Raw genomic sequence first — 22767 nt, 5'->3', positions numbered from 1 at the left:
ACGACTGTTCTAGGACTTTGAGTTCCATAATTTATCCAGAGCATATCTGCCACCACCTTGTAGGATGAGTGCGAGACATATACCCAAGACCAATAAATGGTATTCAAAACCCTCAGCACCAGCCGGCATTTTTCCAAACCAGTTCATAAAAAAACCATGTGCGGCGTGATCGACCACAATCATACCAATAAATAGGAAAAAAATAGCAATGCTGGTGAGTCTGGTCAAAAAGCCCAATAGGATAAAAAACGTTCCTAGGCATTCAACCGCAATTGCACTAACGGCTAAGAACATCGGGAGATTGACATGACTGGTCATGTACGCAATTTCTCCTTGCAATCCGGGGCCGTCAAACCAACCAAATAGTTTTTGGGCTGCATGTGGAAATAGCACTAACCCCAATGTTAGCCGCAAAATAAAGGCTGTCCAGCTATTATCTGTTGACAGCATCCATTGTTTAACTTTTTTGTTCATCTTGCTTTGATTTATGATGAACAAATTTAATTTGAAATTAGCCTCTTAACCTGTGCTATTTGATAAATAAAACCGGTGCGATTTATCACAGATTTATATATTTTTATACTGTTGTCCTTTGAGTCTACTCAGCGATTCCCTTGTAATGCCAAGAAAAGAGGCGATATGTTGCTGGGAGATACGTTGTTCAAACCATTGATAACATTTCATAAACTCAAGATACCTTTCCTCAGCTGTTTTCTGCTGGAATAGTATTCTTTTCTGGAGGGAAACGAATGCTTTTAGAAATATTTTCCGAAAATAGCTTTCCAAAGCTGGGATTTCAATAAACAGTTCTTCCAGCTTGCATTTTTCTATTAAGAATACTTCCGTATCTTCCAATGCATCGATATTGTAAACCGAAGGCTGTGCTTGCAAGGTACTATACCAATCCGAAATCCACCAGTTCTCAAAAGCAAATTGCACGGTATTCTCACGGCCGGTCGGGCTAACCTCATATTGCCGCAGGGCACCTTTGATAACAAAACATTCCCGTGTGCAGATCGTTCCCTCTTGTAGTAAATATTGCCGGCGGCGTATTTTTTTGTAGGTCAATGCTGCGCACAAGCGTTCTTTCTCTTCCTCTGATAAGATACTGTGTTGACTGATATGATTTAGTATACTGTCGTAAACGATTGACATAAAGGGTTGTGGTTCATGTTTTTTCAAATATAATTAATAGCCGCTGCATCCTAAATAGACTAAGGACTATTTTTTACTTTCTAATAAATGAGCTCCCTCCTTGGAATAATAAATGACGTTTTTAAAATGAGTTTATACGGATTGTAAATATTCGTGTTAATATCGCTTCATACGCTGTATATTTGGATATCTTTTACCGCTGGTTTAAGATAGAAGATGAAAAGATAATTTTGAGCAATTTTCTATGAAGCTATTTAGTTCTACACATACAAACATTCTTTCTTTACTGCTTTTATCCTCACTGTTATATTCTTGTCAATCTCAGGATCCAGCGGTTGTATTCTTGGACAAATTAGATCCCAGCTTTGATGTTTCGGAGTTTTATGCGCCGAAAATAAAAAAAACGGAATCCATGTTAGCTTCTGATGTGAAAGAGATGGATAAGAAAGCGTTAAAAGAGGCTTTTGAGACAGCCATGTTTAAGAAAGATACAATCGCGATTTTTGATAGTGAAGGAAGCTTGCCGACACCTTTTTATCTGGAGTCTACCTCCGGATGGGAGACCAGGAAGCTAAAACCGAAGAAATATTATGGTTACCGGTATAAAACGGTGTCCTACAACGAAGAGAAAGATACCTTGGCCATGTTAAATGGCATCGCTTTTCCTGCATTAGCTATGGCGGAAAATAAGGATGGTAAGTTCGCTTATTTATATGCGAGCAAAATATCAAAAAATAAAACTGACTACCAGAGTCTTCAGAATTTTCTACAAAAAACATATACAGCCCTCAACATATCAGAAGAAGCTGGTTCAGGGGTAAAAGGCTGGGAAAGTCCGGCTTTTTATTATTTCTTAACGAAGAAAGATAGAACAGAGGAACAGATTTTCTCATTTGGTGAACCCGAGGAAGACAATCCGACTACGACAGCCATTTCTGATATACTTTTGGAAATTTTTAGTAAGGAATATATTCAGGATATGCGGAAAGAGCAGGTCTATTTGAGAGACTATATTCCCCTTGTCAAATAAGAAAAGATTCGTTTGAGCGGCGATTATACAGCATTTTTTGAAATTTGTTTATATTTACGTCTTTGTTTTTTAGGAAATCAATCAAACTAATCTTAGTATTTCTATGCCCGATACAACAGTTTCTACCTCCGCTTATGCTGATACCAAGCCGCATTATAACGTGCTTGATGGTTTGCGTGGCGTTGCAGCCATCACAGTAGTCTGTTTTCATATCTTCGAAGCTTTTGCAACCAGCCACCTGGATCAACGTATTAACCACGGTTACCTCGCGGTCGATTTCTTCTTTATGCTCTCTGGATTCGTTGTCGGTTATGCTTATGATGACCGCTGGGGAACGATGACGACGATGGATTTTATCAAACGCCGGATTATACGGCTTCATCCCATGGTTGTTATGGGGGCGATCATTGGTGCTGTTATGTTTTATTTCCAGGGTTGTTCGGTCTGGGATGTATCAAAGGTGACTGTTTCGGCTTTATTGCTAGCGACGGTATTAAATGCGCTGTTGATCCCTGCTCTCCCTGGACATGAGGTAAGAGGCCTGGGCGAGATGTTTCCACTCAATGGTCCAAGTTGGTCCTTGTTTTTTGAATATATGGGTAATATTCTTTATGTTTTGGTCATCCGTAAATTTTCAACAAAAGCACTTGGGGGACTTGTGGTCGCTGCAGGCTGTGGATTAGCCATATTTGCAGTCTGGGGTCCTTTGGGTGATATTTGTGCAGGGTTTTCACTGACCGGAACAGAATTTACAGCAGGATCCCTACGTCTTTTATTCTCCTTTACAGCAGGACTGTTTTTATCGCGCGTTTTTAAACCTTTTCGGATTAAAGGTGCATTTTGGATCTGTAGTATTATCCTTGTTTCACTTTTGGCGATTCCTCGTATCGGGGGAGCTGAAAACCTCTGGATGAATGGACTCTATGATACGTTGTGCTGTGTGCTGGTTTTTCCACTGCTAGTTGTTCTGGGGGCTTCTGGAAAAGGAGGCAGTTTTACAAACAAACTGTCTAAATTCCTGGGAGATATCTCTTACCCTTTGTATATGGTGCACTATCCTTTTATCTATTTGTATTACGCTTGGGTGAAAAATGAAAACCTCAGCTTTGAGGAATCATTGCCCGGTGCTGCAGCGGTAGTAATCGGTAGTATTGTGCTCGCTTATAGCTGTTTAAAACTATACGATACCCCAGTGCGAAAATATTTGACCCAGCGATTTTTAAAATCAAAGGGAAATAATTCAAATTAAGCGCTAGATAGGCCAGTAGACAAGTTTGTGTCAACTGGCCTATTTTCTTTTTAAACAATTATTTTTGAAATGCTCCAATCGCAATGTGATTTGCTTCTGATCTTGTCTTTCCACTCAGATCCAATACACCATTGATTGCTTGACTGATAAAATTCCCTTTGGCAAGGGCAGGAGATGAATCCCGTAATCCAAAATCTGCTTGTGTCGTTGATATAAACCCCGGATCCTGTCCAAAGATCGTATGTGTATCGCCAATAAGGGTCGATTTCCAGGTTTGTTGATCCCGGATGACTTTCCCATTCCATATCCACTGACCTTCTCCGGTACTGAAGTATAAATTGTAGTCAATCGCATTGGATTTACCTGTATTGGTATATTTATGAATAAATACGCTATTGGGCTTGGTAACAATAATATTATTTTGGATGATGTTGTCTATACAGTTTTCAACAAGTCGTATTTCACCTTCAATTTCGTCAAAATAGCCCCTGTCGATATTGTTATGAAATAGCGTGTTATTCACAACATAACACTTCAGCGTACCACCACCTGTGTAATTTAGGTAACCGCCTAAGCTTATCCCCGCGAGTGAATTGTTATAAACCTCGTTATTTCTTACAATACAGTCACGTGTGGGAAAATGATCGGTTTCACTGACTAGCCCAATTCCCCGTCCACAACGATAGACACTGTTTCTTTCAACAATGATATCCCGGGCTCCATCGATGTAAATCCCAATGGCCCCGTTATGCTGGGCAAATGCGGGGATAGGACCAGTTCTACCGTCAATATCATAAACTTCGTTTTGGCTGATCAATCCATTTCGTACATAGTTCAGGCTTGCTGTAGCATTGGCGGCATATCCCCCCGCTGCAACAATACCAATATTTTCGCCATTGTATACTTTATTCCGTCTAATCGTAAAACCATCGACATATCCATTTATGGTGAGGTTTTCGGAATAACCAGTATTACAGTCATGGATCGTATTATCCTCCACAATAATATCCTGTAAGGCCTCGGCGGTATTGCCGATGACCAGAATACCATGCCCACTTCTGCCATCCTGTGGACTAGCATTGTTCTCAATGTGATGGACCCTATTATTTCGCACCGTTATGTTTTTAGAACCTTGATCAATAATAATCCCATTCACATCATTGCCTTTGGTCTGTGTTTTAAAATTTCGGATTTCAAAACCATCAAACTGAATAAATCGGGCATTTCTGATGGTCACCAATGCTTCTGTGCCCGAAATGGATAGTCCCTCACCATCAATAGCCACAGCTTCATTGGGATAGGGTTTTATCGTAATCGGTTTAGCTAAACTTCCCGATTTTGCAATCAACAGTTTCTCATGGTAGACACCTTTACGCACAAAAATAGTGTCGCCCGGTGATATCGCATCTAAAGCGCGAGCGATCGTACGAAAGGGTTTGCTCTCAGTACCCTTGTTCAGGTCATTACCTGTGACCGAAACGTACTTGCTTTTTTTAAGGGCTGAGTCGGCCGGTATATTATCGAGATGATCAGCATGACTGCATGCTGCGCACAATAGCAGACCCTGTAATAGTGCGTAGCTCAACGAAAATAGGCGCTTAAAAATCATATAAAGTCATTTGAAATTTGAAGAAGCTGTCGAAGACGTAAAAGTGAAGCTTCTAAGAATGCATTAATTGAGGAGAGGTTGTTGGGAATACAAACAAAAGTCAAGAAAAAAAGAGGTGTCCGATCGTTCTGCTTCGGACACCCCCTATGTTATTCAGATATGATCTTTCGGACACTATTATTTTTCTTGTCGATGACGTAGACTGTACCATTTTTGTCTACGGTAACACCTTCAGGCACGTTAAATGATGCGGCCTCGCCGACGGCATTTGTAAAACCCGCTATATTAGATCCCGCAAATGTACTTACCTGGAATGTTTTGCCATCCACAAAACGTATGCTCTGATCAGGAGAGCTACTATCGCCGCCGCCAGTACCATTTCCGGCAACATACACATTGTTTTGGCTATCAGTGGCAATCCCCCAAGGAAGTGCAAATTCAGCCGAGGCACTGACTCCATTTTTGTAACCATATTTACCTGAACCGACAATGATGGTAGGTTTCCAGGTTTTGGGGTCGTATTTTCTGATTTGGTTGTCCCCATGCATGCAGATGTATAGACTGCCATCCGGACCGCAGGCCATTCCTGCTGGAAAATTCAATCCATCGATGACTGTCGTTACTGCTGTACCGTCTGTATTTAACTGATAAATAGGAGCCGGGGAGGTAACAGAATTATAGTATAGCTTTTTTGAGGTTCGGTCATAAGTAATGAACCAAGGCTCTCTTGCGGCCCAGGCGACAAGCTTTGCTGTACCATCGGGTGTTATCTTACGGATATCCCAGTTTCCCGGATCAACACAGTATAAGTTCCCCTGTTCATCGATGGTCAATCCATAAGGGAGGCTGAAACGCGCCTCACCACCTTTTCCGTCTGCAAATCCGGCGTTACTTGGGGATCCGGCTAATGTACTTACGTTTCCGGCAGGATCTATTTTACGGATACAGTGATTTCCGGGGTCAGTGACATAGACATTTAACGCATCATCTACAGCAATACCGCCATTGCGATACCAAGACTCACCACCAAAATTGAACTTTGCATCAGCACCTTTCCCGTTGACGAAGCCCGCGGCTCCGTTGCCCGCCAAGGTACTGACCGTTCTTTTATAGATATAGCTGTAGCTATCTTTGGATGTCCCTGTTTTTCCGCCAATAGAGACTTCAATAGGTCCGCTACCTGCTCTTTTAGGGATAATTGCCATGATCTGGGTACCGTTTGATGCTATAATCTTTAACGGGATGCCATTGAGCTTCACGGAAATCGCCGTGGTGTCCGTTGTAAAGTTCTCCCCATTGATCAGAACTTCTGTTCCATAGACACCTTGCTTCGGAAGGAATTCCGTGACAATAATTGCCGCATTGGGATCATGTGCTGCACCCATATTATCTTTCTTACATGAACATATTCCCACCAATATCGCAAAGGAGAGGAGGGGGAAGAATAAAATCCTTTTATATACTAATTTCATCTGTCAATAATTTTTTTTCCATCCGCCAGATGGAGCTTATCCTATTTTAAAATTTACATGTACCTGTGGGATAAAAATGAAATTTTAAATAGGAAGGTTCATAAATAGTAAAAGTTAAAATTCAAACCTTAATTACCAGCCTGGATTTTGAACAAGCGCCGTGTTCTTATCGATATCATCCTGTAAAATAGGAAATAGATACATTTTATCATCCCAGTATCTGTTTTGCAATAAGTTTCTCTTATAGAAGTCCTGATAAAAAAACCCTTGATTATTATCGTTTGAAGCGATATTCATCCTGTATATTGCTCGGGAAGCTGGGTTTCCCATCATCAGTCGACGAAGGAGCGTGAAATAACGGTCGCCTTCAAAAGCCAGCTCAATTTGTCGCTCGCGAAGAATCCATTTACGCTGTTCGTCTTTATTACCGACCACCTGTGGATATACTGTCTCCAATTTAGGTAAACCGGCCCGTTGACGAACGAGGTTCAGATAGATCAGAATATCAGGGTGGCTTGGATTAACTTCATTTAGCGATTCGGCATAATTTAAATAGATTTCGGCCAATCTGATATGGATATACGGACGATATACCGCTCGATCTTGGCGAATATTACTGGCTGGACTGACATTTTTTTGTGCAAGGTATCCTGTTTTATCGGCACTATTTGAATTTTGGACCAATCCGGCTTTTCCTGAATAATAAAACTCGGCCCTTCCGCGTCCATCCTTGTTGGCATCTGACGAAAAGAAGTTGCGGTCATCGGCTGTCGGTGCGGGTAGGATAGGCTTACCATTATAGAGAATATTGACGTAAAATCGCGCTTCCCGGTTTACATACATATTTGAATTGCCAGCGATGTAACCTCTATTGACACCATCGCGACTTTTGCCCCAGTCGGCTGGATCATCCGTTGCTACGAAACCGTCCTCCCGATAACCAGAGCTGGGATCTTCAATGGTTTTACCATTGCGCATCAGGTGGGCATCCACGACATTTTGTGTGGCATTCATCATGGCAATCCCACCGGGTTCAGGTGCACTTCTTTTCTCATGTCCCCAATGCCAAGTGTCCGCTTTGTGCGTGGAAAAAATAATCTCATTATTCCAGTTTGTTAAAAAGAGGTTACGGAAAGACAGGTAAGGATCGAATTTTGAATCTCCTTCATCCAGATTGGTAAAGAGCTTATAGGCATTTAAGTCAATAACAGCTTTTGCGGCATCAGCGGCCAATTGCCATTTATTGGCATCGTTCTGTAAAGGGGCGAGTGCCTTACCATCCTTATTTTTAAAATTTGCAAAACGTGGATTCCCATTCCATAAAGGGCTTGCTGCCCATAGCGCCACCTGTGATTTTATGGCTAAACAGGTCCCTTTGCTAGGTCGACCATAATTGGAGGAGGCGGACCAAACCACAGGAAGATCTGCTGCGGCAAGATCCATCATGCTATTGATGTAATCGACGCATTCCTGAAAAGAATTGCGGGGATATTTGTTGAAATCTTCGTTCAAACCCAACGTCCCTTTCAACAATACCGCTGGACCATACTGACGTAGCAATTTCCAATAGAACCAGCCACGCAAAAACCTTGCTTCGGCTTTGTATTGTACTTTAAGTTCTGTGCTCAATGCACCTTCGGGAACCTTGTCGATGTTTTCCTCAAAAACAAATGATTGCCGAATAGCGACGTATGCATTATTCCAATAATGCTGCCAGTACATGCTTTGTGGATTCCAGTTCCCGACAGCCATTTGCCGAACATTCACAACGGGTATGTTACATGAACTTTCATCGCTGGCACCAAGGGTAGTAAAATCGTCTACAGGTGTTTCGATATAACTATATATCTGGTTTAAGTAAGATTCTGCATTTGCCCTAGTCTCCCAGACCATATCTGAGGTGAGGAGGTTATCAGGTTTCTTGTCTAAATAGGTACAGCTTTGCATATTTTGGCATAAGACCAGTGCTAGTAGGCCTGTAGCGATATATTTTGGTGTTATCTGTTTCATGGTTATTGTATAAATTTAGATTAAAACTGTGCCCGAATGCCGAAGGTGATCATGCGATTTAATGGATATTTGGCACCGTTGCTTCCCAATTCGGGATCCCAGAGCTTGAATTTGCTGAAGGTCAGGAGATTTTGACCCGATGAATACACATAAATTGAGGTGAAACCAAGTTTGTCTAATCCTTTTGCTTTAATATTATAGCCTACAGAGGCCTGTTTCATACGTATATAAGCTCCATCTTTTAACCAGTGTGTACTATTGATGTAATTGTTGTCACTGCCGCTAGCCATTGTTAGACGTGGGTAGTAAGCATCCTGACGTGGATTGTCGGCGGTCCAACGGTCCTCAACAATGGACATGGTATTGTTGGGGTAGATTCCCAGACCCGAAAAAGGGAGGACTCCGACACCATTAACCCCCATACCTTTTCCAGGGATTTCACTGCCATTGGCCATAATACCTACGTCCGCGACCCCTTGGAAGAATACGGAAAGGTCAAAGTTTTTATAGGATGCAGAAAAACCAGCACCATATAACCAGGAAGGAAACCAGGATTTTCCAAGGTAGGTTCGGTCGTAAGCATCGATGACATTATCATCCTCAGGGTTTAAGTTTTTGTAACGGATATCGCCCGGAGATACCGGGTTAAACTTTTGTTGGGGGGCAGACTCGACCTCTTCTTTGCTCGTAAAGTAACCCATGGCAATATGTCCCTGATATTCGCCATAGCGTGTTCCTGTCTTGGACTGATAACCGTAGCGTCTGAGGGGTTCATCCGCATATACTATTTTATTGCGGCTATAGGTGACATTACCAAAAAGGCGTAGCCCAACATCCCCAAAGTTATCGTTGTATTCAATACTGGCATCCATCCCCTTATTGTCCATCTCACCTATATTGGCATAAACAAGAAGACTATTATAACCGGCTATGGAAGAAATGGATTGTCTCTCGATAAGAATGTTTTTTCGACGCTCGGCGAAACCATCAAAGATCAGGTTGAGCTTGTTCCATAATCCGATTTCAAGACCGATGCCGGTTTTATAGGATTTTTCCCAGGTGAGATTCTCGACACCCAATATTCTCTCCGTTTTTCCGCCGACCAAATTTCCATTGAGACCAAAACCTGTAGAGCCGCCACCACCGATCTGCGTTAAGTAAGGGAAGCGATTTTCAGCATTACCAATATTATCGTTACCGACAACACCATAGGATCCCCTGATTTTTAATAAACTAAATGTCTTTTTCAACGGCTCAAAAAAATCTTCATTGGAAATCACCCAGCCAGCCGAAGCGGAAGGAAATAAGCCAAATTTCTGACCCTTCTCGAAATTTTCAGATCCTGTATAACCCGCGTTAACTTCGACAAGATATTTATCACGAAATCCGTAGTTAATCCTTCCGGCCAAACTTTGGTTGCGATAGGGGATGGATCCAATAACATTACCCGATAAACTGACCAGACGGTTGCGCATATTATAGAGAAACATCCCACCGATTTTGTGATCATTGAAGGTGCGGTCATAGTTTAAATTACCTTCAAGATACATGACGCGTTGGCCAGAAGATTCCTGGCTGTAGTCCAAAAATTGCTGACCTACCCTGCTTTGGTTAAAAATGAATTCCCCTTCAGGTGTTCTGCCTGTCGCTTGCCATAAATCATTTTTCCCTGACCGACGGTTATTGAATTCACCATAACTGTCAAAAGAGAACCGGGCATAGGCGGATAATCCTTCCGTAATTGCATCTAATTTTTGATTAATGGTCAATACCGACTGCACAATAGGTTTAAATTCGCTGGAATAACCATTGTTTTGAACTTCATTTAATGGATTAGCACCGCCACCGCTCAGTGGCCCCGCCCATTTGCCGTCTGGATATTGAATCGGATAGGCAACGGGAGTAGTCGCATAGGCTAAGTACCATAAATCACCAGCAGCGATACCTGGGTAGCGCGAGTTAACCAACATCCCCGTTAAGTTGAGCTGAACGGACGTGGTTTTTGATAAATTGACATCCACATTACTCCTGAAATCATAGCGTTTGAAATCGAGATTAGGGTTGTAATTGTTTAAGTTACTGACCTTATAGGGGCCTGTTTGATTATAGTACGATCCCGAAATATAGTATTTCACCGATTCACCTCCACCGGTAATATTGATGTTGGCATTGGCGAGCATGGAATTCTTCTTATATACTTCATCAATCCAGTTCACATTGGGATACATATAGGGATCCAGTCCACTTTTTGTTTTTTGGATCAATTCATCTGAATATGTTGGGGTTAAGCCCATATTTGTCCGTGCTTCATTCTGCAGTTCCATATATTTTATTCCATCCAGCATTTGCGGTGTTTTCGTAAAACTGGAAAAGCCAGTCTCTGCCTTAAAGGAAATTTTTGGTTTGCCAGCGACACCTCTCTTGGTGGTAATAATCAAAACACCGTTGGCACCCTTAGCACCATACATTGCCGTGGATGAAGCATCCTTTAATAGGGAAATACTGGAAATATCTTCGGGATCAATATTATTGAAAGATCCACCGAAACCACCATTGACATCATCACGTTGTACACCATCTATGATAATTAAAGGTGACGAATTACCGGCGTAGGTCCCGATTCCGCGGATTGTAAAGGTCGAATTGTCATAACCGGGTTCGCCACTGGATTGAACAGAAATAATACCAGCAACTTTACCTGCTAAAGCATTCGATAAATTGGGTACTGGCGTCCGCATATCGGCCATATTTACTGAACTCACGGCACCAGTGACGTTGATCTTTTTCTGCGTACCATAGCCTACGACAACGACATCATCCAGATTATTATTGGCGAGTGCCAAGGTTATATTTAAATGGTCCTTGTTATCTGCTTGTCGTTCAGTGCTCTCATAGCCCACGTATGTAAATGTTAAGATCACCTGACCGGATCCGGATGGCGGAGCGATGGTAAAATTTCCTTGGCTATCCGATGTGGTTGTGATTTGTGTGTTTTTTATGCGTATGGTTACACCGGCTAGGGGTTTTCCCTGTTGATCTTTAACCGAGCCATTAATGGCTTTTTGATTTTCGGTCACTTCAACGGTGCGACTTGTACCAGCCGATTCTTTTGGACGAATTATTAACGTCTTTTTGATGACTTCAAACTCAAGTGCCTGATTTCGAAACAAGGCTGTCAGGGCTTCATTCAATGTTGCATTTTCCAGATTAAGGGTGACAGGGTTTGCCTTCTTGATCAGTTTTGAATCGTAAAGCAGATCAAGCTGGGCTTGTTTGCTGATTTCTGCAAGAACAAGGTCGACCTTACTATTTTTAAAATGTAGGTTCATTTTTTGGCTATAAACCGGAGTTTTAGCCTGAACAACGCCAAAAAATGCGAGCAGTAGATAGAACTTCATAATCAATAGGGTCTTAATTAAGAACATGTACTGTTCTTTTCCCAGTATTATTTTCATAATTTTGTTTAGAATTAAAAGGTTAATTAATTTTTGACAGAAAATTTTTAAACTCTATTCGTAGCCAGGATGTGACAGCATCCTGGCTTAAGTTTTCGATTTATCTTTTGGTAACGTAGATCCTCCTTTCCACAATTTTAAATTTGACTGATTTTGTTAGCTCGAGTAGTGATAAAATCTCTTCAATATTCTCTCTTCGGGAGACTTTCATTTTGAGGTTTACATCATCCCAGTCATTTCCCTGAAAGATCACTTCGGCATCATACCATTGCGCGACATCCGCCATAATAGTTTTGATATTTTCATCTTTGTAAATAAAATAGTTGTTCTTCCAGGCGATTTCGGATTCAGCATCAAATTGATCTATCTGAACACCTGAGGTGGATATCTTTGCTCGCTCGCCGGGTTTGAGCATCGTCTGGCCTGCTTTTGACGTTAAACGTACTGATCCCTGGAGCAGCGCGACTTTTGCAAAATGGAGGTTATCCCTATCGGATACACTAAATTTGGTGCCCAGTACTCGGATTCCAAATCCATTGCCCGCTACAATGAAAGGTTTGTGTTTTGATTCAGCAACTTCGAAGTAAGCTTCTCCTTTGACCTGAACAAGACGACGGTCAGCAGAAAAATGCTCCGGGAAAATCAGGCTGCTCTCGGCGTTGAGCCATACTTTGGTGCCATCTTCTAAATTGATCTGATATTTACCACCTTTCGGGGTTGCTAAGGTGACAAGTTGAGATTCCATATTTTTTTTATCGGTCTTTGCCTGATAAATAATAATGCCTTCCTGGTCAATTTTAAACAACAGCTTTCCAAAAGGAACAGTGTCTCCAACCTGCTGTTGCTGCAGATCCAGGCTGCTGCCATCTGAATTTTTCAAAGAAGCTTTTTCTGCGCCCGGATTCAGGTACGCCCGCGGATTTGTAACTTGTAAGTCTGAATTTCGACCTTTAAAAAAATAATATCCTGCAATGCTGGAAACAGCCAATAAAAAAGAAGCGGCATAGGGGAGGTAACGACGGAAAATGCTTATTTTTTTTGTATTGCCCGCTTCCGCTTGAATAAGTTGTTCTACGTTGAGCTTAATCTGTGTTTCTATATTTTCTGCAGGACCGAATTTATCTTCGTCCCAAGTAGTATCATGATATGCATCCAAGAGCCTGTCGTCTACTTCACGTAGTTCATTTTCAGAGGATTGCTTGCGCAAAATTTTCTTGATTAAGTCTATAATTTCAGGTTTTTTCATGAAATCTATAATTGATTCGTTCTTATAGAGTTCATTTTTTCAATTAACCCCCAAAAGGAATTGCACTTTTTTTTAAAAAGAAAATATAAAAGAGTCTTTTATGAGATTGTATTTGCTGTAATTTGTTGTATTTCAGTTTTTTATTAGAAAAAGAAAATTTGAAAAAAGATGTGCATATTCTGCATACCTTGTTTTAATCGTTTCAATGCAATAGAAATTTGGTTTTCTACTGTTTTTACGGAAATATTCAGCTTCTCAGCAATCTCCTTATGGCTTAGCTGCTCCATTCTGCTGAGGTAAAAGATCTCCTTACATTTGTCAGGAAGTTGGTTGATCATCTGATCCAGATAATCCAGCAGTTCACTGTACTCCAATTTCAACAATGGGTTGAAGGAATCAACATAGTCCTCATCTAAATCTTTCAATTCGACATAATCCATTTTCTTTTTGACATTTCGGAACACTTCGTAACGAATGCAGCCAAATAGATAAGTTTTGATGGAATATCTAAGATTTATTTTCTCCCTGTTTCGCCATATATTGATAAACACATTTTGGACAAGTTCCTGACATATTTCGGGATCCTGCATGGTGACGGATGCTGTTTTGAACAGTGGTTGCCAAAAGCGATGCATCAGGTGTTGTAGCGCCCGTTCCTCACCTTGACAAACTGATTCAAAAATTTGCTGATCCGAACAGGCGGAGAAATTCATAGTTTAATTCTGTTTACAATAGGTATCCCACAAAAACCTTCTCAAAGTAAGTATAAAATAACAATAAAACAAAATCTAATCCGCCAGTGGCATGATAGCAATTAAGTTTTCAGATGGCAGAACCAGGGGATTCAGGTAAGGAAAGAATAAGCAGGTTTCTTGCTGATGTCTAGTGTTGGTTTTCGGTTGGCGGAGTGCTTTAATAGGGAGCAAGTTAATACCAGGTTATTACCAAGTTCGACCTGTAAGCAGATTGAGTGCACAGTGAGTCCACGTTGAGTCCACCTTTTTAAGGTGCTTTCACTGTGCTGACATGTTTTTTACAAGTCGGGAGCAGGGCGAGCATGGGGCGAACTTGTCCATAAGCTATTTACAATAAAGTCCCTTGAAAACTTTAAATTTCTGTATAACTCCCTATTATCCAGTTGGTAGATAGTCTTTAAAAAAACGTGTTTAATCTGTTTTGATCTAGATTTAGGCTTCAGATTTTTTTCTATATAAAGTGAGTCCCTTTTGTCGATATTTTAACAGCCTAATTTCCTTGTTCAAAACGCTGTTAGATTTATCTCAACAGATGTGTATGTTTTTCATTTAAAACTTAATATAGTCATAATGATAAGTTGATGTTAGATGTTTAAGTTGTTGTGCCTTAGTGGTCAAACCAACGTTTAGCGTGAATATCATGAGACGAGTCTATTACATATTGAATTTGATTATTTTCGTTTTTGTCGCTCAATTTTTGGGTTGCAAGAAAGATCCGCCAAGTTATCCTGTGGGTTCCAATGCCTATGTCAACAGCTGGATATTAGACAGCCTTCGCCGCTATTATTTGTGGAATGAATCTCTCCCAAAAAAGATCAACATGGATCAGGAACCACAAAAGTTTTTCAGGTCTTTATTGCACGAGAATGACCGCTTTTCTTATATGGTGAATCCATCGGATCCCAGCAGCTTTCCAAAATCCAACCGGAGTCAATTTGGATTTGATTATAGTACCTTGAGCAGTGCTGATGGTAAGCTAGTCTTTGCCGTCATCAAATACGTCTACAACGATTCACCCGCGTCCCGAAATGGATTGAAGCGGGGAGATTATATCAGTAAGATCAATGGACAGCAATTGACAGCCTCAAATGCTGTTGTTCTTCAAAACGAACTGTTAACAGGAGACAAAGGGCAACTGACTTTAGCAGCTTTGGAAAATAATTCCTTGAAGGATATCCAAACTGTGGATTTAAGCAGGGGTATGTTACTGGAACAGCCAATATTACGGGAGATTTTCCGCTTGAACGCCAAGACAATTGGTTACCTCTATATCAATGATTTTAGCCGCGGTATAGTACAGTCGGCTATGTTGGATTTTACCGTTTTTAAAAATGAACACATAGACGCTCTTTTGGTGGATCTTCGCTATAACCCCGGCGGTCAGGTGGCGGAGGCAGCAGGTATTGCCGGATTAATAAGTGGATTACCTTTTCATACAGCTTTTATCACCTATACAGGTAATAAGAATGGCGGGCGAAAAACAGAAAGTATTGGTCAGAGTGCTTCAAGTGATGGTACATTGCAATACAACCAGATCTTAGAAACCAGCCTGAAATTAAAAGAAGTTTACCTTCTAACGAGCGCCACAACAGCATCAGCTGCTGAGATATTGGTCAATAACCTCAAACCTTATGTGAATGTCATCACGATAGGAGAGAAGACGAGAGGAAAAGATGAGGCTTCATTTGCAATTAAAGATATGCAGCCCACAAAAACGATCTCTTGGGAAATGCATCCGATTATTTACAAACTGTCCAATGCGTTTGGAGCGGGAGATTATGCTACTGGAATAGTGCCGCAATATCATGTCAACGAACTTGAAGCTTTACCATTAAAAGTTCTGCCTTCTCTTGATGACCCCTTGATTCAACACGCTATTGCACTCATTGGAGGAAGCAAGAGTATGGACAAACGGGGAGCAAGCAAACAGTCTTCGGTAAGTTTACTGCGGATACTGACAGATAGCAAACAGGAGCAGACCAATCACGAGATCTTACAAATAAACAATTAACAGCTTATATATTAACAACTATATAACACATACTTAAACTGGTGTTAACTGTGGGTTAATAGGTGCTGTTTAGCTTTGGGTCATTACCATCAATATACTTGTTATGAAAAGGAAAGCAATTGAAACAAACGAACAGTTATTGGAAAAATTACGTCAGGGAGATACCGCCGCATTTCAGGAGCTGTATTTTCGTATGCGTAGTAAAGTAATTAGCTTTTCTTACAAGTTTTTGCGTTCTCAAGAAGGTGCTAAAGAATTAACACAGGAGGTATTTGTCAAGCTCTGGGAAAATCGCGAAAAAATAGATGCCAGCAAAAATATTGAGAGCCTTTTATTTGTCATGGTAAGGTACAGTATGCTCGATACTTGGAAAAGAAAGTTGCGCTACGATAATTTTCTCGAAACGCAAAGCAGAGTTGAGCAGCACCAGGATTCCACCGCACAATATATCGACTATCAAGAATGCTATGCGGTATTAACACGTTCGATTGAGGCCCTGCCGCAACAGGCACAGAAGGTGTATCGACTGAGTCGGGAAGAAGGATTGAGTCATCAGGAAATTGCTGATCAACTACAGATTTCTACCAATACGGTGAGCAATCACATCAAAAAATCCATGCGCCAGATTCGAGCCTATTATCATAATAGCTACCCAGAAGCATTTGGCTGTATCTTGAGCTTGGTTTTGGCCTTGATCTAAGTGCCAATTTTTCTTAAAATCAATTATTTATATTTTTTTTTCTTTCGAGTAGCCGTTCCTCCCTTGCCAGTCTTTCTATAGTTAAATAAGCAAAAAGAAGTGCAAGATAAAGGATACATCAAAAGCATCATGGAACGTTTCCGACAAGGGCAGGCAAGCCCGGCGGAGAAAAAGATCCTGTTGCACTATTTGGAGACAGATCAGGACGAAGAGCATATGGAGCTCTTTGCAGAGATGATGGCTGATCTGTGGGAAGGCGAACCTGCCTATCGGGAGGAGACCGCTGAGACGGAGGCCGCGTTTGCTGAGATCTTGCAAGAAATTCCAAAAGATAAGAAAAGAAAGCCAGTCAGGATAGTACAGCAATGGTATTATGCGGCGGCGGCAGTATTAGTCTTTTCAGTTGTTTCGAGCTGGTTTTATTTCCAGAAACCTGAAAAAGCTATGCAAACCACAAGCATAGCATGGTCGAGTAAAACGACTCTTGATGGTCAAAAAGTAAAGATTAGATTAAGTGACAGTAGTATTATTTATCTGGCTGGGGGAAGCACTTTACGTTGGCCTGACCAATTTGTGAAAGGACAGAAGCGAGAAGTTATATTGACCGGGGAGGCTTTTTTTGAGGTTAAAAGAGATACCAGCAGTCCATTTATTGTACATTCCGGACAAGTGAGCACACAAGTGTTGGGTACCTCCTTTAATATCTATGCTTATCCAAAAGATAAAAATCAAATGATCTCGGTGCGCAGTGGAAAGGTCCGTGTAAGTCGTAATGGGACGCACCAATCGAAAAAGCTGGCGGATCTAACTGCAGGAATGCGTCTGACCTATGAGCAGCAGACGATGGATTTCGTTGTCGAAAAAGGTCAGGATCCCGCATCATTTAATAGTTGGATAGAAAACCGTCTGAGCTTTCGAAATGCCAACCTTGGAGAAATAACAAAGAAATTAAGCCGGTATTACAACATTCATTTTGATATCAAGGGCTCGTGCAAATTTGATAATTATCGTATTAACGCCAGTTTTGACAACCAACCTATCGGAAAGATTATGGAGCAGTTAGCAATGATGAGCGGAGGGAAACTTAGCTATCGGATCAATGACGAAAATTCAATCACCTTATGGAGGAAGGAATGCCCATGATATAATCGCAGTATAAGGAGCGGATAACGCTATAACAACGAACGAGAAACAAAAAAGAAAATAGAACCGCTCTGGACCAACAGAACGGTTCGAGAAACAAATTTCTAATCAATTGAATAACTAAAAAATCGTTGAATTCCATGAATATAAGCATATATTCTCAAAACAAAAGAAAATTTTCAAAATCTTGGAAGCAGGTCATCTTATTGGCAGTCTTCGGTATATTACAGTTTTTTATTCCTGTGGTTTTCAATGGTGCTTATGCACAGGGACTTCAGAAAAAAGTGAGCCTAAGCTTTAATTCAGTACCCATTACTAATGCCTTACGAGATTTGCAGAAGGCATCTGGTCTACAGATCAATTACGATGGCGGTATATTTTCGGCCCAGACCAAAGTGAGTTTACATGCTCAAAATTATACTGTGGAAACTGCTTTAAAACAGCTTTTGGCTAGTAGTAACGTTGGTTTCAAAGCAGCGAGCAACAATACAGTTGTCCTTTTTAAATTACCAGCCCCGGCAAGCCCCGGACGAATGATAGGAACTATTGTTGACGGAAGCGGCGACCCATTGGTCGGTGCTACGGTCATCGTACAGGGAGTGGGAAAGTCTGCCATGACCGATAATAAAGGAAATTTTAATATCGAATTAAAAGCAGGGACATATACCATTGATATCACCTATATTTCTTACGAAAGTCAGCGGGTGACAGATATAAAAATCGTTGATGGGAAGAGTACCAACTTAAATATCGCCATGAAAGCAAGCGCAAATACGCTAAGCCAGGTGATTGTAACATCTTCCTTTAAAAAAGCCAGCATCTCAGGACTATTGGCGCGACAAAAGAATGCTTCGGAAATCAGCAATGGTATTTCGGCAGAACAGATGGCGCTGACACCCGATCGTAATGTGGGTGAAAGTTTGAAGCGTATTTCAGGTGTTTCGACGATCAACGATAGGTTTGTGATTGTGAGAGGAATTGGTGAGCGATATAATTCTGCTACCTTAGATGGCACAGTACTGCCGAGTACCGAAGCCCGGACGCGTAACTTTTCCTTTGATATGGTGCCCAATAGTATTGTGGATAATGTGGTCGTCGCGAAATCCATTACGCCTGATATGAACACGAGTTTTGGAGGCGGTTTAATTCAGATTAATACAAAAGATATTCCATCCAGTAATTTTACAACATTTGGTGTCGGGGCTTCTGTCAATGACCAATCTTTTGGAAAGGATTTTTTGAGCCCTAAACGGGGTAAACATGATTATCTAGGATTTGATGATGGTCGAAGGAGCTTCCCAAAAAACTTACATATCGCTAATGCAGCGACACCTATAGACGAGATTGTGGCGCAGAGTAAGCGCTTTACAACAGACAATTTTACTTTATACCGTTATAAGGCACTGCCTTCTCAAAATTATCAGTTTACCATCGGTCGACTCTATAACCTCAAAGGTGGAGAGCTTCGTAAATTGGGCTTTACGGGTGCTGTAACCTATCGTAACGCTCAAAATATTAACAATATTGAAGAAATCAAACGTGGTTCTTGGTATGATGAAATTGATGGCGTTAATCATGGAAAATCTTACAACTTTAATTCAACTTTGGGAACTGTCCTTAATATAGGTTTACAATTGGGAAAACATCGGTTTTCATCCCGTAATACCTGGACCCATGTGTTTGATAATAATTTTGCCCGAATCGAAGGTATCGATGCCGACGGAGATATAGAGAATAAAGCTGATCGGATCAGAGAAGTAAATGTACCTACGTTTACGACATTGCTGCAAAATAAAATTACAGCACAGCATCAGATCCAGGATTTTAAAATAGATTGGGAAGTGGCGCGATCGGGAATAGACCGAAAGGACAAGGACATGGGGATTTTAACACAGGGGCTTACAGAAGATGTTGTTAATGACAGGACATTTATCTACGGCTATACGCAAATTACTGAAGGTCGTATAGATCCAGCTTCCCGTCATAATTATGCAAATAATGAAACACATTATTCTTGGGCAGCATCAGGGAGTCATCCTTTTAAGTTAGGGGAAGTGCTTAGCACAGCTAAATTGGGCTATTTTGGACTACAGAGACGTGCTAAGTTTAATTTTGAAATTGCAACAATGGGGGTAGATAATAAGACTTTTGATCAGTCCCTTAAATTTACCACTATTGGCGATCGTTTTAAACCTGAAAATATCGGGAAAAATGGATTTATGTTTTTCATAGATGGCTGGAACTTTGATTTTTATGAAGGAAAGAGTCAAAATCATGCTGGTTACTTGATGTTGGATCATAAACTAGGGACGCAATGGCGATTGGTGTGGGGGCTGCGAGCAGATAGTTATAAGTATACAGAAATCAACAACCCAAAACCAAAGGAAACGACTGCCGTTTTTGAGTTAAAAAAGGAACGGGCACTACGCTGGCTTCCTTCGGCAAACCTGACCTTTAGTCCCTCCAATCAAATCAATTTACGGGCAGCATTTTCGAATACTGTGATACGCCCGGAGATGATGGAAAACAGTCAGTTCCTTCGTTATGACGCTTTTTATGATGGAATGTTTGGAAGCATAGGTATCAATAGCACAGGTATAAAAAGCTGGGATCTGAAAGGCGAATGGTTTCCGGGGCTTGGAGAAGTTATTTCCATTGGTGGCTATTATAAATATTTTGACAGACCTGCTGAAGTGGCGGCACAGCCTACAGCATCTTATAGTTGGCAATATACTTTACAAAACTCAGCTTGGGCAAAGATCTATGGGGTCGAATTTGAAGCTAGGAAAAAGCTGAATTTTATCCACGATGATGCCATACTAGCAGATATGATTATATACGGTAATCTGACTGTTCAGAAAGCAGATGTTGCGGCCCTGATCCCCACCGAAAATCCGCAGACGCGAGAAATAGAATTTGTAGAATCAAAACAGAAGCGACCGTTATATGGACAAAGCCCCTATCTCATCAATGCCGGACTGCAATACGATGGTGAACGCTTGGGGATAAATTTGGCCTATAATCGTTCTGGGAGAAAAACCTCGTTTGTGGGAAAATCCACTCAGGAAACAGAGTATGAAAGACCAAGGGAAATCCTGGATGCCCAAGTCAGCTACAAATTTTTAGATAGCCGGTTAGAAGTAAAAATCAATGCTGGAAATATTTTAAATTCGGCTTCAGTCATCTATAACAATACGAAAAGCTATGAATCAGATGGTGGGGCAACTACAGGAGGTCCACTATTGAAGCCCGGATACAGTGATATAAATTATGATGAAGGGGATATTATCATGTTCAAACAAAGATTTGGAAGAAGCTTCGGAACATCAATTACATATAAATTTTAAAAAAATCGACAAATAGAAAGGAGGATAAAGTGGAAGACTATAATAAAAAAGCGAAAGGCTTTGCTGAAACGGACCTCTCGCTTGAATGCATATACAAGTCATGTGCTTCCTAAAAAGAAAACCAAACCAATTTGCAAATCGCCAAGGGCGATGAACAAGCCGACTTGCTAAGTATTTGGCAACAAATTAATAATCTTTTAACACAATATCAAATTTAAAAATAATGAAAACTCTAAATAAAACTTTAGCGATCCTAGCAATCGCATCAACAGCTTTAACTGCATGTAATAAGGACAATGCCCTGCAAGATGATACTTTTGAGAAACGCAGTACTGCCGCTGCTGATTACACGCAGTCATCACTACCTGTGGTGACCGTTTCTGGAGATATTACATCTAATACAACTTGGACTTCGGGCAATGTGTATGAAATCTCTGGAATTGTAACTGTAAAAAGTGGGGTAACATTGACTATCCAAGCTGGTACTTATATTAAGTCAACTGCCAATACTGTTGGTGGCACCGCAAATGGTGTTTTGGTAATTGCAAAAGGTGCTAAAATTAACGCTTCGGGAACACCTACTAATCCAATTGTCTTCACAAGCCGTAACCTGTTGGATGGTAATAATGCGACTGTTGGAAAAGCCGGTGATTTTGGTGGTGTAATTATCTTGGGAAATGCACGTACGAATGAGCCTACAAATAATGGTAGCAAATTGATCGAAGGATTGCAAGATATTCCTGCAAATTATTATGGAAGTAACACAGACGCCAACAATGCCGAAAGTAGTGGTGTGTTTAGATATGTACGTATTGAGTACGCTGGATACAAATTGTCTGCTGACAATGAGGTCAATGGTTTGACTTTGGGTGCTGTTGGTTCGGGTACAGTTTTAAACAATGTGGAGGTAGCTTGGGGTTTGGATGATGGTTTCGAATTTTTCGGAGGTCGTGTGAATGCTTCTGATCTTGTTGCGTTCTCCAATGATGATGATCAGTTTGATTTTGACCTAGGTTATCAAGGTACAATATCGAACTCAATTGCAATTGCAAATAAAACATCTTCACATAGTGCTTCGAGTTCAAATCCTGCAAACAGTGATTCAAATGGTTCTGAAATTGATAACCATCCGACCGGATTCACTTTAACGCCGAAAACAAAACCTACATTCAGCAATGTTCGCATTATTGGTACGGAGGATGAGACTGGCATCACTGCCCCTGGTTTCAAATCTGGTGTGTTTGTGCGTCGTGGTGCAGAATTAGCTTTAGTAAACTCAAAAATTACAGGTTATAAAACAGGATTGCAAATCAATAGTGATGCAACTGCTGCTTCAACCAGTGTTCAAAGTACTTCAATACATGGATTTACCTTGGCTGCAACTGCGGGTTACAATGATTTGGGCAGTAATACAATTGCTCCGGTCGGCGCTCCTGCTCCAGCATTTGGTATTCCACAACCGTTCTTTAATAAAGCTGGATTTAATCCAGGTCTTACATATACTTGGGCAAAATTTAACTATTAAGCTTTTGTAGATTTAAAATATTTATCGGGTGGTGATGATTTAATCGCCACCCGGTTTTTT

The 22767-nt window shown here is 40.9% G+C and carries 15 protein-coding genes; 7 read left to right on the top strand and 8 right to left on the bottom strand.

All coding sequences use genetic code 11. The annotated features are described in order from the left end of the window. Nucleotides 1–9 precede the first annotated feature (9 nt). Together OGI71_RS09845 and OGI71_RS09840 are read right to left on the bottom strand one after the other, a co-directional pair. Nucleotides 10–474: a DoxX family protein gene (locus tag OGI71_RS09845; protein WP_282255253.1), complete on the bottom strand. Its 465-nt coding sequence runs from the start codon at nucleotides 472–474 to the stop codon at nucleotides 10–12. Between the two features lie 93 nt (nucleotides 475–567). Continuing rightward, on the bottom strand, nucleotides 568–1155 hold the full coding sequence (locus tag OGI71_RS09840) for a Crp/Fnr family transcriptional regulator (protein WP_282255251.1): 588 nt from the start codon (nucleotides 1153–1155) through the stop codon (nucleotides 568–570). A gap of 244 nt (nucleotides 1156–1399) precedes the next feature. Between OGI71_RS09840 and OGI71_RS09835 the strand changes: the two genes are divergently transcribed. Together OGI71_RS09835 and OGI71_RS09830 are read left to right on the top strand one after the other, a co-directional pair. Then, nucleotides 1400–2185 carry a hypothetical protein gene (locus tag OGI71_RS09835; RefSeq protein WP_282255249.1) on the top strand — a complete coding sequence of 262 codons (786 nt, stop codon included), beginning with the start codon at nucleotides 1400–1402 and terminating at the stop codon, nucleotides 2183–2185. Nucleotides 2186–2288: 103 nt separating this feature from the next. Beyond that, nucleotides 2289–3434 carry an acyltransferase gene (locus OGI71_RS09830; protein ID WP_282255247.1) on the top strand — a complete coding sequence of 382 codons (1146 nt, stop codon included), beginning with the start codon at nucleotides 2289–2291 and terminating at the stop codon, nucleotides 3432–3434. A 58-nt stretch (nucleotides 3435–3492) separates the two neighbouring features. Here OGI71_RS09830 and OGI71_RS09825 read toward each other — a convergent pair whose 3' ends face one another. The 6 genes from OGI71_RS09825 to OGI71_RS09800 form a co-directional block, all read right to left on the bottom strand. After that, nucleotides 3493–5043 carry a right-handed parallel beta-helix repeat-containing protein gene (locus tag OGI71_RS09825; protein ID WP_282255246.1) on the bottom strand — a complete coding sequence of 517 codons (1551 nt, stop codon included), beginning with the start codon at nucleotides 5041–5043 and terminating at the stop codon, nucleotides 3493–3495. A gap of 149 nt (nucleotides 5044–5192) precedes the next feature. Continuing rightward, nucleotides 5193–6515, bottom strand: a complete 1323-nt coding sequence (locus OGI71_RS09820; RefSeq protein ID WP_282255245.1) for an IPT/TIG domain-containing protein — start codon at nucleotides 6513–6515, stop codon at nucleotides 5193–5195. 132 nt (nucleotides 6516–6647) lie between these two features. Further along, nucleotides 6648–8525 carry a RagB/SusD family nutrient uptake outer membrane protein gene (locus OGI71_RS09815; protein ID WP_282255243.1) on the bottom strand — a complete coding sequence of 626 codons (1878 nt, stop codon included), beginning with the start codon at nucleotides 8523–8525 and terminating at the stop codon, nucleotides 6648–6650. A 20-nt stretch (nucleotides 8526–8545) separates the two neighbouring features. Beyond that, nucleotides 8546–11980, bottom strand: a complete 3435-nt coding sequence (locus OGI71_RS09810) for a TonB-dependent receptor (RefSeq protein ID WP_282255242.1) — start codon at nucleotides 11978–11980, stop codon at nucleotides 8546–8548. Between the two features lie 100 nt (nucleotides 11981–12080). Beyond that, complete coding sequence (locus OGI71_RS09805) at nucleotides 12081–13226, bottom strand: FecR family protein (RefSeq protein ID WP_282255241.1); 1146 nt, start codon at nucleotides 13224–13226, stop codon at nucleotides 12081–12083. Between the two features lie 143 nt (nucleotides 13227–13369). Continuing rightward, nucleotides 13370–13939: an RNA polymerase sigma-70 factor gene (locus OGI71_RS09800; protein WP_282255240.1), complete on the bottom strand. Its 570-nt coding sequence runs from the start codon at nucleotides 13937–13939 to the stop codon at nucleotides 13370–13372. Between the two features lie 682 nt (nucleotides 13940–14621). Between OGI71_RS09800 and OGI71_RS09795 the strand changes: the two genes are divergently transcribed. The 5 genes from OGI71_RS09795 to OGI71_RS09775 all read left to right on the top strand — a co-directional run bounded on the left by OGI71_RS09795 (nucleotide 14622) and on the right by OGI71_RS09775 (nucleotide 22707). Next, nucleotides 14622–15992 carry a S41 family peptidase gene (locus OGI71_RS09795; RefSeq protein ID WP_282255239.1) on the top strand — a complete coding sequence of 457 codons (1371 nt, stop codon included), beginning with the start codon at nucleotides 14622–14624 and terminating at the stop codon, nucleotides 15990–15992. 103 nt (nucleotides 15993–16095) lie between these two features. Next, entirely contained in the window at nucleotides 16096–16692 is a 597-nt protein-coding gene (locus tag OGI71_RS09790; RefSeq protein WP_282255238.1) for an RNA polymerase sigma-70 factor, read from the top strand. 99 nt (nucleotides 16693–16791) lie between these two features. Next, nucleotides 16792–17835: a FecR family protein gene (locus OGI71_RS09785; RefSeq protein WP_282255237.1), complete on the top strand. Its 1044-nt coding sequence runs from the start codon at nucleotides 16792–16794 to the stop codon at nucleotides 17833–17835. 140 nt (nucleotides 17836–17975) lie between these two features. After that, on the top strand, nucleotides 17976–21182 hold the full coding sequence (locus OGI71_RS09780; RefSeq protein WP_282255235.1) for a TonB-dependent receptor: 3207 nt from the start codon (nucleotides 17976–17978) through the stop codon (nucleotides 21180–21182). 223 nt (nucleotides 21183–21405) lie between these two features. Then, entirely contained in the window at nucleotides 21406–22707 is a 1302-nt protein-coding gene (locus OGI71_RS09775; protein WP_282255234.1) for a hypothetical protein, read from the top strand. Nucleotides 22708–22767 lie beyond the last annotated feature (60 nt).

It is taken from the genome of Sphingobacterium sp. ML3W, from assembly GCF_029542085.1.
GTDB lineage: Bacteria > Bacteroidota > Bacteroidia > Sphingobacteriales > Sphingobacteriaceae > Sphingobacterium.
Note: the sequence above shows the minus strand (reverse complement) of the source record. Positions and strands in the feature narration are given on the sequence as shown.

Bases quoted from the DNA above. Each gene is read 5' to 3' on its own strand.
- OGI71_RS09830 (WP_282255247.1), top strand. From the start codon at position 2,289: ATGCCCGATACAACAGTTTCTACCTCCGCTTATGCTGATACCAAGCCG.
- OGI71_RS09815 (WP_282255243.1), bottom strand. From the start codon at position 8,525: ATGAAACAGATAACACCAAAATATATCGCTACAGGCCTACTAGCACTG.
- OGI71_RS09810 (WP_282255242.1), bottom strand. From the start codon at position 11,980: ATGAAAATAATACTGGGAAAAGAACAGTACATGTTCTTAATTAAGACC.
- OGI71_RS09805 (WP_282255241.1), bottom strand. From the start codon at position 13,226: ATGAAAAAACCTGAAATTATAGACTTAATCAAGAAAATTTTGCGCAAG.
- OGI71_RS09820 (WP_282255245.1), bottom strand. From the start codon at position 6,515: ATGAAATTAGTATATAAAAGGATTTTATTCTTCCCCCTCCTCTCCTTT.
- OGI71_RS09835 (WP_282255249.1), top strand. From the start codon at position 1,400: ATGAAGCTATTTAGTTCTACACATACAAACATTCTTTCTTTACTGCTT.
- OGI71_RS09790 (WP_282255238.1), top strand. From the start codon at position 16,096: ATGAAAAGGAAAGCAATTGAAACAAACGAACAGTTATTGGAAAAATTA.
- OGI71_RS09845 (WP_282255253.1), bottom strand. From the start codon at position 474: ATGAACAAAAAAGTTAAACAATGGATGCTGTCAACAGATAATAGCTGG.
- OGI71_RS09780 (WP_282255235.1), top strand. From the start codon at position 17,976: ATGAATATAAGCATATATTCTCAAAACAAAAGAAAATTTTCAAAATCT.
- OGI71_RS09840 (WP_282255251.1), bottom strand. From the start codon at position 1,155: ATGTCAATCGTTTACGACAGTATACTAAATCATATCAGTCAACACAGT.
- OGI71_RS09795 (WP_282255239.1), top strand. From the start codon at position 14,622: ATGAGACGAGTCTATTACATATTGAATTTGATTATTTTCGTTTTTGTC.
- OGI71_RS09825 (WP_282255246.1), bottom strand. From the start codon at position 5,043: ATGATTTTTAAGCGCCTATTTTCGTTGAGCTACGCACTATTACAGGGT.
- OGI71_RS09800 (WP_282255240.1), bottom strand. From the start codon at position 13,939: ATGAATTTCTCCGCCTGTTCGGATCAGCAAATTTTTGAATCAGTTTGT.
- OGI71_RS09775 (WP_282255234.1), top strand. From the start codon at position 21,406: ATGAAAACTCTAAATAAAACTTTAGCGATCCTAGCAATCGCATCAACA.